This window comes from Sphingomonas sp. FUKUSWIS1 (genome assembly GCF_000733135.1).
GTDB classification, from domain to species: domain Bacteria; phylum Pseudomonadota; class Alphaproteobacteria; order Sphingomonadales; family Sphingomonadaceae; genus Sphingomonas; species Sphingomonas aerolata.
In genome coordinates, this window is sequence record NZ_JPJC01000049.1 from 1 (window position 1) to 13,054 (window position 13,054).

The following is a 13,054-nucleotide window of genomic DNA, read 5'->3' on the forward strand; positions in this document are numbered from 1 at the left end:
CGGGCGGCGCGCTTTATGCGAACGACCCGGGCCACTACAAGAAGGAGCTGGCGGCGATCGCGGCGCAGACGCCGGCGAGCGTCAAGGCCGCCGCGACGCGCTGGCTGACGCGCCCCGCCTATACGCTGACCGTGGTCGACGGCGAGCGCGACAAATATGAGGAGGCGGTCGTGCCGCCCGCGGTCGCGGTGAAGCCCGCTGCCGAGACGCCGGTCAAAGGCACGCGCGCCGGCGGTATCCCCGCGGTCGGCACGCTGACCGGGCTTGCCTTCCCTGCGGTCGAGCGCGCGCGGCTGTCGAACGGAATCGAGCTCATCTATGCGCGTCGCGATGCGGTGCCGATCACGCAGGCGGTGCTGAGCTTCGACGCGGGCTATGCCGCCGATGTCGCGGACAAGCTCGGCACGCAGCAGCTGACGCTGAGCGTGATGGACGAGGGGACGCGGACGCTCGACGGGATCGCGCTGGCCGAGGCGCGCGAGCGGCTGGGCGCGTCGATCGGGACGGGCACCTCGCTCGACCGGACGACGCTGTCGATGAGCGTGCCGAGCGCAAACCTGACGCCCGCGGTCGCGCTGTTCGCGGATATCGCCCGCAATCCGGCCTTCGCGGACGAGGAGGTCGGCCGGGTCCGCAACCAGCAGCTGGCCGGCATCCAGCAGGAACTGACCAGCCCTCAAGGGCTGGGCAACCGCGTGATCGGCAAGCTGATCAACGGCGACACCCCTTACGGCAAGGCACAGGGTGGTGGTGATCCAAAGGCGGTCGCCGCGCTGACGCGCGCCGACCTGGTCGCGTTCCAGCAGGCGTGGCTGCGCCCCGACAAGGCGAAGATCTTCGTCGTCAGCGACCGCCCGCTCGCCGAGGTCAGGGCGGTGCTCGACCGCGGGTTCGGCGACTGGACGGCGCAGGGGCCGGCGGGGGTCAAGAGCTTCCCGACGACGCGTACCCCGCTGACGCCCAAGATCGTGCTGGTCGACCGGCCGAACAGCCCGCAGTCGCTGATTCTCGCGGGCCAGCGGACCGGGTTGAAGGGCAGCGACGACATGCTCGTGTTCAACACCGCGAACGATGCGCTGGGTGGCAGCTTCCTCAGCCGGATCAACATGGACCTGCGCGAGGAGAAGCACTGGTCCTATGGCGCGGGCGGGCGGTTCCAGACGGCCGCGTTCGATGCGCCCTATGGCATTTCGGCCGGGGTGCAGGCGGACAAGACCGGCCCGTCGATCACCGCGCTGCAACAGGACGTGACGCAGTTCGTGACGACCAAGCCGATGACCCAGACCGAATTCGGGCTGGCGATCGACGGCGGGATTCGCGCGTTGCCCGGCAGCTTCGAGACGTCGGTCGCGGTGCTCGGCGCAATGCAGCAGAATGATTTGTTGAAGCGCCCCGACGATTATTACGCGACGATCACGCGACGCTACGGCGCGCTGACCTTGCCGCAGCTGAACACCGCGATCGCGGGAGTGATCGACGTGAAGAAATTCACCTGGGTGGTCGTCGGCGATGCCAAGACGGTCAAGCCGCAGCTTGACAGCCTGGGGTTGCCGGTCGAGGTCGTGAGCGCGGCTTCGGTCGCGGGGCTGCCGGTGGTTCCGGTGACGCCGCTTGCGGCCAAGGCCAAGTAATCGAAGGAGAGAATAGCATGGCAAATGTCGATGGCAGCTGGGATTGCGTCGTGAAATCGCCGCTGGGCGATCAGAAGATGACGCTGACTGTGAACAGCGCGGACACCAGCTTTTCGGGCGCGGTGTCGGGTGCGATGGGCGGCATGGATGTGACCGGCGAGGTCGATGGCGACACGCTGAGCTGGAAGCAGGCGATGACCGTGCCGATGCCGATGACGCTCGACTGCAAGGCGACCGTCGATGGCGACACGATGACCGGCACCGTCGGTGCAGGCGCCTTCGGCAGCTTCCCGCTGTCGGGAACGCGCACCGCTTGATCGCCTCTGGCGTCATGACGTGACGAAGAACGGCCCGTCTTCCCGGTGGAAGGCGGGCCGTTTGCATTTCGGAGAGTGGGATGAGCTTGAAGATCCATCGCCGTGCGGTGCTCGCCGGCACGATGCTGGGCGGCGCGGCGTCGCTGGTACCGGCGCTCGCGCAGGCGGCCGAGGCGCCCGCGACGCCGCTGTCGCGACTGTTCGACCAGCTCGTCCAGGCGCAGTTGCGGCGCAGTCCCGAGAGTGCGACCTCGCTCGGGCTCGACACCGGCGCCAATGCCGATCTGCGCGCGAAGCTGTCGGATCCGTCGGCGGCGGGGATCGCCGCGGCGAAGGCACAGACCAGGGCCGAGCTGGCGCAGCTTGCAGCGATCGACCGCGCCGGGCTGTCGCCGGCGGAGCGGATCGACCTCGACTGCGTGATCTATACGCGGCGGTCGGCGGCGGCGGTGCAGGCGTTCGATTTCGGCGGCACGTCCTATGGCCCCAGCCCCTATGTCGTGTCGCAGCTGTCGGGTGCGTATCAGTCGGTGCCCGATTTCCTCGACACCAAGCACCGGATCGAGACGAAGGGCGACGCCGACGCCTATCTGCAGCGGCTCCAGGCGTTTGCTGGACAGATCGACGCGAACACCGCGCGCATGCGGCATGACGCGGGCGTCGGCGTTGTCGCCCCCGACTTCATCCTCGACCTCGCGCTCGACCAGATGACCAAGACGCGCCAGCCCGCAAGCGAGGCGCTGGTCGTGCAGAGTCTCGTCCGGCGCGCGGCGGCCAAGGGGCTGGGCGAAAGCTATGGCCGCGATGCCGCGCGGATTTATGACGCGGCGGTGCTGCCCGCTCTCGACCGGCAGATTGCGGCGACCCGCGACCTCCGCCGGACGGCCACGCATGACGCCGGCGTGTGGAAGCTGAAGGAGGGCGCCGCCTTCTATCCCGCCGCGTTGCACGCAACGACGACGACCAATTTGTCACCCGACGAGGTGCACAGGTTCGGGCTCGACCAGGCGAAGATGCTGTCGGCGCAGCTCGACACGCTGTTGCGCAAACAGGGGTACAGCAAGGGCAGCATCGGCGCGCGGATGGCCGCGCTCTACAAGAATCCCGACCAGCTCTATCCCAACACCGATGCGGGCAAGCGCGAGGCGATCGCCTATTGCAACGACCGGCTGGCGGCGATCCGCGCGAAATTGCCTAGCGTGTTCGAGCGGATGCCGCCTTACGGGTTCGAGGTGCGGCGCGTGCCTGCGCAGACCGAAGCCGGTGCCGCCGCGGCGTTCGCACAACCACCGGCGATCGACGGCTCGCGGCCGGGGCTGGTCTATTTCAACCTGAAGGACAGCGCCGACTGGCCCAAATTCTGCCTCGCGACGACGGTCTATCATGAGGGACTGCCGGGGCATCAGATGGAGAGCGGGCTTGCGCTGTCGAACACGCGGCTGCCGCTGATCCGCAAGATGACGAGCTTTTCGGGCTATGGCGAGGGCTGGGCGCTCTATGCCGAACAGCTTGCGGACGAGATCGGTATGTATGACGACGATCCGCTCGGGCGGCTCGGCTATCTGAAATTCCAGCTGTTCCGCGCGAACCGCTGCGTCGTCGATACCGGCATCCATCACCTGCGCTGGATCCGCGAACAGGCGATCCGCCATTTCATCGACGCGGAAGGCGAGGCGGAGGGCTTCGCGACGCGCGAGGTCGAGCGCTATTGCGTCAACCCGGGCCAGGCGGCGAGCTACAAGCTTGGCCATTCGGTGTTCGTTGATATCCGCGAACGCGCCAAGGCGAAGGTGGGCACGGCGTTCGACCTCAAGGCCTATCATGCGGCGGTGCTCGCTTATGGTCGCGTACCGCTCGATATGCTGCGCGAGATCGGCGATGCCTGGATCGCGAAGGGCTGAGCGAAGGGCGCGCTGAGCGGCGGGCCGCGTAACTCTACGTAATCGCCCGTTAAAGCCTGACCGTGCAAGGGGAGGGGGATGCCGAGTGCTCCCCCTCGATGACGCGTGCCGTCCGCCCAAGGCCCGATCCGGTCATCAGCGTCGTCATGCCGGTGTATAATGGCGCAGCCTTGTTGCCCGCCACGCTCGACAGCCTCGCCGCGCAGTCTTTCATCGATTTCGAGGTGATCGTCGTCGACGACTGCTCGACCGACGCGACCCGCGCCTGCGTTGCGGGCTGGTCCGATCCGCGCGTCAAGCTGGTGGCGATGCCGGTCAATGGCGGCCCCGTGCTGGCGCGCAACGCCGGGGTCGCTGCAGCGCGGGGCCGCTATATCGCCGCACTCGATGCCGATGATCTGTGTCGCCCCGACCGCTTCGCCCGCCAGGTCGCGTATCTGGAGGCGAACCCGGCGACCGTGCTGCTCGGGACGGCGGCGGACCTGCTCGTCGACGGCGTGATCAGGCCGTCCGACCATGCCGCGATCACCACGCCCATGCTCATCGACTGGCTGACGGGAATCGAGAACCCGCTGATCTGGTCATCGGTCATGATTCGCGGCGACGCGGCGCGGCGGCTCGATCCGTTCATGCGGCCCGAGCGGCTCTATGCGGAGGATTTCGACCTGTATCAGCGGATCGGCCGGTTCGGCGCGATCGGACGCCTCGACGAGCCGCTGATGGTGTACCGGGTGCACGCGGGCGGGGTCTCGAAGCGGTTCACCGAGCGGATGGAGACCGTGGCCGCGGCGATTCTGGCCGAGCGGCATGCGGATCTGTTCGGTGAACGGGTGGACCGGATCGCAGCGCTGATCGTGGCGCACATCCTGGCACGGCGCGCGGTGCGCGATCGTGCTGCGTTGACGGCGCTGGGCAGCGCACTGGGGGTGATCCAGGCCGAGTTTCTCGCACGGCATCGCTGTTCGGGGGAGGATCGCCGGCTGATCCGGTGGGAAACCGCGCGGCGCTGGCGCGGTGTCGGGCGGGCCGGCCTGCGTGCGGGGACGCTCGGGGTCGCCGACCTGCTTGCCGCACGGCCGGCGCATCTCGGGCTTGGCTATGCCGGGCTGCCCGCGCTGCTATGGTCCGGGGCGATCGGCGGCGTACGCCGCGCGATGCGCCAACCGGCGTGTGCGCCTTAGACCTTCGCGGCGAAGATCATACGGCCCTGGCCGAGGCGTGCAAACACCTGGTCTAGGTCCTTCTCGCCGACCGCGAAGCAGCCTTGGCTGCGGCCGAGCATGCCGTGCGACGCGATCATGTCCTTGTTCGCATACCAGGCCGAATGGACGACGATCGCCCGACCGAGTGCGTTGTTGTTGGTGCGATCGAGCCCGATCAGCCGCTGCGACCGACCATGTTTGCCGACATAATAATCGTCGGTCACGAAGGCGCCTTCCGACGACGCATTCGAGCCGAACGCGTTCGAGAAGCGCTCGAGATAGCCGGTATGCGCGGGGTCCGAGCCGCTGCCGTGCGACACGAGCAGCGACGTGCTGCGGCCGCTGGCGAGGTCGACGAAGTGGAACCGCGGCTGCGACGACGAGGCGGTGAAATCGGCGATCGCGATCCGGTCGTGATGCGGGATCCGGCTGCCGTTGCGACCCAGCGCGGCCATCGCCTGGCGCAGCAATTCGGGGCGCACGACGCGCGACGACGAAATCGGCATCGCCGGCGAACGCGGCAATGGTGGCTGAGTCATCGGCTTCAAATCGCGTGCCGTAAGACGTTGTGTTGCAGATACCGCACTCGGAACTGCAAGTGCACCGGCCAATACTAGACCGTTCTTTAGAATGGCACGACGATCTCGCCGTGCGCCCTGTTCATCGTACATCGAAATTCCCGAAAAACCCCAATCCCGTGACCCTCTCTATAGCGTAGAAATGATGAACATTCCTCAACCATTTCCACCAGTTGTCGTGATGTTCCTTCTGTCCGCCCCGGGAAGGAGGCGGTTCGTCGTAGGCGCGTGCGCGGCGAGGTGACTCTCCGGCTGGCCAGCGGCGTCGGAGTGGGTTGCCATATCAGGCGACACGATCGGTCCTGACGCGGCACATCCGATGCGCGGTCTTCGGGCGTTTCTATTGGAAGTACGGGCGCGCATCGTCGTGCGCGCACGGTTCAGCGCGGGGGCGTTTCGCCCGTAGCGGCAATCGGCAGGCCAAGCTCGATGAGTCGCGAGCGGAAGCTGGCGGCATCGGTGAAGAGCACCGATTCGATCTCTAGCGCGCGTGCGGCGGCGATATTGGCCGGATTGTCGTCGACGAACACCGTCTCGTCCGCACGCACGCCGAATCGATCGAGCGCGAGCCGATAGATGGCGGGGTCGGGCTTCACGATCTTCTCGTCGCCCGACACGACGATGTCGCGGAAGCGGTCGAACATCGCCGATTCGCGGGCGCGAAACGGCGGCCAGAATTCGTGGCTGAAATTGGTGATCGCGAACAGCGGTACGTCGGCGGCGTCGAGATCGCGGACGAGCTCGTGCATCCCCGCAATCGCCGGGCCGATACTCTCGTTGAAGCGCGGGCCCCAGACGGCGATCAGATCGGCATGCTGCGGATGCAACGCCGCAAGCTCCGCCGAGGTGTCGGCGAAGTCGCGGCCAGCATCATGCTGGAAATGCCAATCGATCGTGACGACATCGCGCAGGAACGCGTCGAGCGCCCGATCGTCATCGATCAGGCGCTCGTACAGGATCCGGGGATCCCAATCGTACAGGACACGACCGACGTCAAAAATGACGCTGGTCTTCAGGGGTTTAGCCCTGGCGTGCCTTGAAGCGACGGTTGGTCTTGTTGATGACGTAGGTACGGCCACGACGACGGATCACGCGGTTATCGCGGTGACGATCCTTGAGCGACTTCAGGGAATTGCGGATCTTCATGATCGATTCGCTTCTTTTCAAATCTAGGTGTGCGGAAAGACGAGATCGCCTAATGGCGGGGTGTGTCCAAGTCAAGCAACAGACGCACTCGTTCCGGCCGGGAACCCTCCCGGCTGGTCCAAGCGTTACTGTAGCGCAACATTCTAAGGAAGTCCCGATGGCGGTTCGTTCGATCATGGTTCTCGCGCTGGCGGGCGCATCCCTCACGGCCTGCGCGACCGGTCCGTCGCTGCCGCCGACCGAGGTCTTGCGCTATCACCTCGGCGAGCCGCTCGACCGCGGCACGATCGCGGTCCAGCCGCTGACCGCGGGCGCGCCTGCAAGCCTCGAGTTCAAGAGCTATGCCGCCGCCGTGCAGGGCCAGCTGATCAAGGTCGGGTACAACCCGCCCGCGCCGGGTGCCAAGCCGATGCTGATCGCGACCGTCGCCTTTACGCGCACCACGCAGGCAGGGCCGCCCAAGCGGTCGCCGTTCAGCGTCGGGATCGGCGGCGGTGGCTTCAGCGGCGGCCGGGGCGGCGGCGGTGTGGGGCTTGGCGGCGGGGTCGGCTTCCCAATTGGTGGGGGCGGCCGCGACGCGATCCTGGTCACCGAGATGGCGGTGACGATCAAGCGGTCGCTCGACCAGTCGCCGGTCTGGGAGGGGCGCGCGCAGACCTTCGCCGACGCAAGGAAGCCCGATGCGACGAGCCAGATCCAGGCCGAAAAGCTCGCCAGCGCGCTGTTCGCGGGGTTCCCCGGCGAGTCCGGTCGCACTATCCAGGTGAAATGAACGATCGCCCGATGACCGCCGCCGCCACCACGCCTCTCGCCATCAATGCCGCCTTCGATGGCGGCAATATCCGCCTCGTGCGGGTCGATGGCGACCGGATCGACCTGGAAATCGTCAAGGACCGCGACTCCGACTATTTCCAGTGGTTCTACTTCCGCGTGGCGGGGGCGGCGGGCCGGACGCTGACCTACCGGATCCTGAATGCCGGTCGTTCGGCCTATCCGTTCGGCTGGCCCGGCTACAAGGCGCGGGCGAGCACCGATCGGCAGGCGTGGCGGATGATCGAAACGCGCTACGCCGATGGCGTGCTCGAATTCGACTTCACCGCCGAGACCGACCTCGCTTGGTTCGCCTATTTCGCGCCGTACACGATGGAGATGCATGCGGCGCTGGTCGCGCGGACCGCCCTGCTGCCGGGCGTCACGCACCGCGAGCTCGGTCAGTCGCTCGACGGCCAAGCGATCGATGCCTTCACGATCGGCACCGGGCCCAAGCAGGTCTGGATCTATGGCCGCCAGCATCCCGGCGAATCGATGACCGAATGGTGGATGGAAGGCGCGCTGGAGCGGCTGACCGATTCGGCCGACCCGGTGACCGCGACGCTGCTGGAAAAGGCGACGTTCCACGTCGTGCCAAACATGAACCCCGACGGCACGTATCGCGGGCATCTGCGCACCAATGCGGCCGGGGTGAACCTCAACCGCGAATGGGCGACGCCGAGCGCGGAAAAGAGCCCCGAGGTCCTGTGCGTCCGCAACGCGATGGACGTGACCGGCGTCGACATAGCGATGGACATTCATGGCGACGAGGCGATCCCGGCGAACTTCATCGCGGGCTATGAGGGCATCCCGTCCTGGACCGATGCGCATGGCGAGAAATTCTACGATTATGGCCGCCGTCTCGCGGCGCACACGCCCGACTTCCAGACCGAGAAGGGCTATCCCAAGTCCGCGCCGGGCACCGCCAACCTGTCGATGTCGACCAACCAGCTTGCCGAGCGCTTCGGCGCGGTATCGATGACGCTCGAGATGCCGTTCAAGGATCACGACGCGAATCCCGATGCCGAATATGGCTGGTCGCCGGAGCGGTCGAAGCAGCTCGCGCACGCGATGCTCGAGACGCTCGCGGATGTAATCGACGCGATCTGATCCCTAACCGTCAGCCTGACTTTCGTCAGGATGACGGTTAGGGGGCGATCGCCGCATTTCCATTTCGTCCCTCGCCATTGCAGGAGCCCGCATGCCCAAACTCGTCCTGATCCGCCACGGCCAGTCCAGCTGGAACCTCGAAAACCGTTTCACCGGCTGGTGGGACGTCGACATGACCGCCAAGGGCGAGGCCGAGGCCAAGGCGGCAGGCGAGCTGATGGCGGCCAAGGGTCTCGATTTCGACCAGACCTTCGTCAGCCTGCAGACGCGTGCGATCAAGACGCTGAACATCGCGCTCGAGGCGATGGGGCGGCTGTGGCTGCCGGTCGAGAAGGACTGGCGGCTGAACGAGCGGCATTATGGCGGGCTCACCGGGCTCGACAAGGCCGAGACCGCGGCCAAGCATGGCGACGCGCAGGTCCATATCTGGCGCCGCAGCTTCGACGTGCCGCCGCCCCCGCTCGAAGATGGCAGCGAGTTCGACCTGTCCAGGGACCGCCGGTATGACGGCATCGCGATTCCGAAGGCCGAAAGCCTGAAGGACACGATCGATCGCGTGCTGCCCTATTGGGACGCCCGGATCGCGCCGGCGCTCAAGGACGGGCAGCGCGTCCTGATCTCGGCACACGGCAATTCGCTGCGCGCGCTGGTCAAGCACCTGTCGAACATCCCGGACGACGAGATCACGAGCCTCGAGATCCCGACGGGTCAGCCGATCGTGTACGATCTGGACGCGAACCTAAATGCGACCGATCGTTACTATCTAAGCGAGCGGTAAGCCTTTCTTCTCGAAGGCCGGGGCCCAGTTGGAAAAGTAGCAGTGACGAGGCGCCGTGCTTCGTTAACGGCATCCCCCAGACCCCGGCCTCCGCCGGGGAGGTGCGGTCGGAAATGGTGGCAATCGCGTTTGCCGGTCGATCCGTACGATGCCACCAACAGCGTTGCCCTCGTCCCCCCGCGTCGCTAGGCACGGCGCTTCCTGAAGCGGGGGGCGAAATTGGCTCTAGTCGGCATCATCATGGGCAGCACCTCCGACTGGGAGACGATGCGCCACACCGCCGAGACGCTCGATGCGCTCGGTGTCGCGTACGAGACCAGGGTCGTGTCCGCGCATCGGACCCCGCAGCGGCTCTACGACTATGCGACGACCGCCGCCGATCGGGGCCTGAAGGTCGTGATCGCCGGCGCGGGCGGCGCAGCGCATCTGCCCGGCATGGCGGCCGCGATGACGCACCTGCCAGTGCTCGGCGTGCCGGTCGAATCCAAGGCGCTGAAGGGCATGGATAGCCTGCTGTCGATCGTCCAGATGCCCGGCGGCATCCCGGTGGGCACGCTGGCGATCGGCAAGCCCGGCGCGATCAACGCGGGGCTGCTCGCCGCGGCGATCCTCGCGACCGCCGACGACGCGCTGGCCGAGCGGCTGAAAGCCTGGCGCGCCGCGCAGACCGATTCCGTCGCCACCGACCCAGCCTGAAAGACGCCGACATGACGCCGCTTCCCCCCGGATCGACCATCGGCATTCTCGGTGGCGGACAGCTCGGCCGGATGCTTGCCACCGCCGCGGCGCAGCTCGGCTATCACACGCATGTGCTCGCCCCCGACCAGGAAAGCGTCGCCGCGCAGTCCGCCTCGACGATGACGCGCGCCGATTATCACAACCGGATCGTGCTCGCTGACTTCGCCGACGCCTGCGACGTGGTGACCTACGAATTCGAGAATATCGCAGTCGAGCCGGTCGAATGGCTCGCCGATCGCGTCCCCGTGCATCCGAGCCCGCGCGCCTTGCGGGTCGCACAGGAGCGGATCGGCGAGAAGCGCTTCGTCGAGAGCGTCGGTGGCCGGCCCGCGAAATGGGCGGCGGTCGACAGCCTCGCGAGCCTGCGCGAGGGGCTGGCGCGCGTCGGGACGCCCGCCGTGCTCAAGACCGCGCGGTTCGGCTATGACGGCAAGGGGCAGGTGAAGATCGACGCGCCCGAGGGTGCACAGGACGCCTGGGATGCGATCGGCGGACCCGCGGTGCTCGAGGCGTTCGTGCCGTTCGAGCATGAATTCTCGATCCTGATCGCGCGCGGGCTGGATGGCAGCATCGTCCGCTACGCTCCGCCGCTCAACCTCCACCGCGATGCGATCCTGCGGCACTCTACCGTGCCCGCGCCCGCCGCCGTGCTGGCGCAGGCGGACGAGGCGGCGGCGCTCGCCGAGCGGATCGCGACCGAGCTCGACTATGTCGGCGTGCTGGCCTGCGAGTTCTTTGTCGGCGCGGACGGCCCGGTGTTCAACGAGATGGCGCCGCGCGTGCACAATTCGGGGCACTGGACGATCGAGGGCGCCGAATGCTCGCAGTTCGAGAATCATATCCGCGCGATCTGCGGTTTGCCGCTCGGCGCGCCGACGCTGACCGGGCGCGAGGCGACGATGGAGAACCTGATCGGCAGTGACGTGGATCGCTGGCGGGATCTGCTCGCCGAACCGGGCGCGCATCTGCACCTCTACGGCAAGGGGACGGCGCGGCCCGGCCGTAAGATGGGTCACGTCACGCGGGTGCGGCGCTAGGCGCGGCACCCGCTGCGCGTCACTTCGCCGGGGGCTTGCCCGCAAGATCCTGCATTGCGTGCGCCAGTTCGATCCACATCGCGCCTTCGGGGATGACATATTCGTTTTCGCCCCAGAAGAACGGCCAGTCCTCGTGATTTTCGGGGAAATCGGGTTTCACGATCAGGACACCCGGCACCACGCCGCCGGCGATGAACGAGAAGTCGGCGCGGTTGTTGCCGTAGGCGACCTCCTTGGATCGTGTCCCGACGCCCGACACGAACGAGATGTCCGAACCGGGGTGATGCCCCAGCAGGAACTCCGCACCGCGGAACACCGGATCGGCGGGCATGATGTCCGGAAACGCCTTGTGCAGCGCATAGGCGTTCAGCGCACCGGCGATCACCGTGCCGCTTCCGGCCCAGCCGCCCGTCGTGATCGGCACGCCGAACGGGTTTGCTGCGGCCGCTTTGACCGTCGCGGCCGCATAGGCGCGGACCGCGGGGATCATGCCCTCGCGATAGCTTTGCGGCATGAGCGGGATCGCGGCGACGGCGTCGCGCAGGTTGAACGCGAAGCGCCGCTCCATCGCCGGCCATAACGCTTGGACCGCGGTGGCATAGCGCGGGTCGCGGGTCGTGCGCAGCAATTCGACGGCGGCGGCGAACCGCTCCGAGTCGAGCGGGCCACCGGTGGTGTTGCCATGCTGGTACAGGTCGGGGGCATGCGTCTGCTCTTCCGCCCAGATGCGCGTCGCGATCCCCAGCGCCGTCCTGGCCAGCGCCGGATCGGCCTCGCCAAGTGAGCGCGATGCGGCGGCAAGCGCGGCGATCGAGCCATAGTTGAGCGCCGAAGCCTTGGTCGTGAAGGCCCAGCGATCGTCGGGCGTCCCGCTGCGGCCACCGCGTTCCTCGCCGAGCTTCAGCGCCGGATCGTGGATCAGTCCGTCGGTCTTGGTCGATGCGTCGCCGAGATGCGTATATTGCGCGACGTCGGGCTCGACGATGCCGTGGATGGCATGACCGACCGCATCGAACTGGGCAACCAGCTGCAGCGTGCCGTGGCGGATCTGCTGGAGCAGATCGGGCGTGCCGTCGGGGACGTGGATCTCCGTCCGGCGACGGGTCCAATCGACCGCGGTCGTGTCGCGCGTCGGGCGCCATTTCTCCCAGGTGTCGACCAGCGACCGGACGACCTGATATTGCGACTGGGTGCGGATGTCGAAATCGCCCGCGTCGAACCAGCCGCCGACCGCGAGACCGGGGATATGCTCCCCCGGCTTGTACTTGGTGTCGGTGGTCGGCCCCTGCGCGTAGAGATCGATATGTTCGTGGTTCAGCGGCGCCTGACGCGCATCGTCACGGTGCGCGTCGCCATGCCAGACGCGATAGCCCTCGTTCACGTACATGTGATCCATTGCGACGGGGAAGTAAACGTCGAGCGTCGGATGCCATGCGCCCGCATAGACGTCGTCCGCGATGCGGAACGGCGCGGTGCGCGTCGCGCCATATTCGAGCATGTAGAGGCCGGGCTGGCGGACGTCGCTGAAATCGAGCTGGTGATAGCTGTAGCGCAAATAATCGCCCCAGCGGGTCGCCGGTGCGGTCTTGACCGTTGTCGTGCTGCCATCGGCGCCGACCCGCAGCAGGCGCGCCGGTGCCGTCGTGCGATCGTTGCGGTCGAGCTCGATTGTCGCGACCTTGCGTGCGCCGGGGGCATAGCCGAGCTGCGAATGCGCGATCACGGGCGCGCGCAGCCAGCCCGGGACGCTGTTCGGCTGAACCTCCCATTCGAGCACGGTCCCGATCCGCCCGGCAGGCAGGAGCG

13 protein-coding genes are annotated in these 13,054 nt (G+C 67.2%); 9 read left to right on the forward strand and 4 right to left on the reverse strand.

Annotation, left to right across the window (positions count from 1 at the left end):
* The 4 genes from sphsw_RS04235 to sphsw_RS04250 form a co-directional block, all read left to right on the forward strand.
* On the forward strand, positions 1–1,631 hold a 1,631-nt coding region (locus sphsw_RS04235; protein WP_042466554.1), incomplete at its 5' end, for a M16 family metallopeptidase.
* A gap of 17 nt (positions 1,632–1,648) precedes the next feature.
* On the forward strand, positions 1,649–1,948 hold the full coding sequence (locus sphsw_RS04240; protein ID WP_031439525.1) for a hypothetical protein: 300 nt from the start codon (positions 1,649–1,651) through the stop codon (positions 1,946–1,948).
* A gap of 80 nt (positions 1,949–2,028) precedes the next feature.
* Positions 2,029–3,849 (forward strand): DUF885 domain-containing protein, encoded by a 1,821-nt coding sequence (locus tag sphsw_RS04245; protein WP_031439526.1) that lies wholly within the window; start codon positions 2,029–2,031, stop codon positions 3,847–3,849.
* Positions 3,850–3,947: 98 nt separating this feature from the next.
* Positions 3,948–5,030 (forward strand): glycosyltransferase family 2 protein, encoded by a 1,083-nt coding sequence (locus sphsw_RS04250; protein WP_031439527.1) that lies wholly within the window; start codon positions 3,948–3,950, stop codon positions 5,028–5,030.
* On the opposite strand, the gene sphsw_RS04255 is transcribed toward sphsw_RS04250, so the two are convergent.
* The 3 genes from sphsw_RS04255 to ykgO all read right to left on the reverse strand — a co-directional run bounded on the left by sphsw_RS04255 (position 5,027) and on the right by ykgO (position 6,775).
* Positions 5,027–5,722, reverse strand: a complete 696-nt coding sequence (locus sphsw_RS04255) for a murein L,D-transpeptidase catalytic domain family protein (RefSeq protein ID WP_031439528.1) — start codon at positions 5,720–5,722, stop codon at positions 5,027–5,029. The genes sphsw_RS04250 and sphsw_RS04255 overlap by 4 nt on opposite strands.
* A 287-nt stretch (positions 5,723–6,009) precedes the next feature.
* Positions 6,010–6,645 (reverse strand): HAD family hydrolase, encoded by a 636-nt coding sequence (locus tag sphsw_RS04260; RefSeq protein ID WP_031439529.1) that lies wholly within the window; start codon positions 6,643–6,645, stop codon positions 6,010–6,012.
* Between the two features lie 4 nt (positions 6,646–6,649).
* Positions 6,650–6,775, reverse strand: a complete 126-nt coding sequence (gene ykgO / locus sphsw_RS04265) for a type B 50S ribosomal protein L36 (protein ID WP_003046794.1) — start codon at positions 6,773–6,775, stop codon at positions 6,650–6,652.
* 157 nt (positions 6,776–6,932) lie between these two features.
* On the opposite strand from ykgO, the gene sphsw_RS19645 reads away from it, so the two are divergent.
* The 5 genes from sphsw_RS19645 (at position 6,933) to sphsw_RS04290 (ending at position 11,248) form a co-directional block, all read left to right on the forward strand.
* Positions 6,933–7,547, forward strand: a complete 615-nt coding sequence (locus tag sphsw_RS19645; protein ID WP_031395071.1) for a hypothetical protein — start codon at positions 6,933–6,935, stop codon at positions 7,545–7,547.
* Between the two features lie 11 nt (positions 7,548–7,558).
* A complete protein-coding gene (locus sphsw_RS04275; RefSeq protein ID WP_031439530.1) occupies positions 7,559–8,695 on the forward strand; it encodes a M14 family metallopeptidase in 1,137 nt (378 codons plus the stop codon).
* Between the two features lie 91 nt (positions 8,696–8,786).
* Positions 8,787–9,473 carry a 2,3-diphosphoglycerate-dependent phosphoglycerate mutase gene (gene gpmA, locus sphsw_RS04280; protein WP_031439531.1) on the forward strand — a complete coding sequence of 229 codons (687 nt, stop codon included), beginning with the start codon at positions 8,787–8,789 and terminating at the stop codon, positions 9,471–9,473.
* A gap of 240 nt (positions 9,474–9,713) precedes the next feature.
* Positions 9,714–10,169 (forward strand): 5-(carboxyamino)imidazole ribonucleotide mutase, encoded by a 456-nt coding sequence (gene purE / locus sphsw_RS04285; protein WP_031395074.1) that lies wholly within the window; start codon positions 9,714–9,716, stop codon positions 10,167–10,169.
* An 11-nt stretch (positions 10,170–10,180) separates the two neighbouring features.
* Positions 10,181–11,248, forward strand: a complete 1,068-nt coding sequence (locus sphsw_RS04290; RefSeq protein WP_031439532.1) for a 5-(carboxyamino)imidazole ribonucleotide synthase — start codon at positions 10,181–10,183, stop codon at positions 11,246–11,248.
* A gap of 19 nt (positions 11,249–11,267) precedes the next feature.
* Here the strand turns inward: sphsw_RS04290 and sphsw_RS04295 are convergent.
* On the reverse strand, positions 11,268–13,054 hold a 1,787-nt coding region (locus sphsw_RS04295), incomplete at its 5' end, for a glycoside hydrolase family 9 protein (protein ID WP_031439533.1).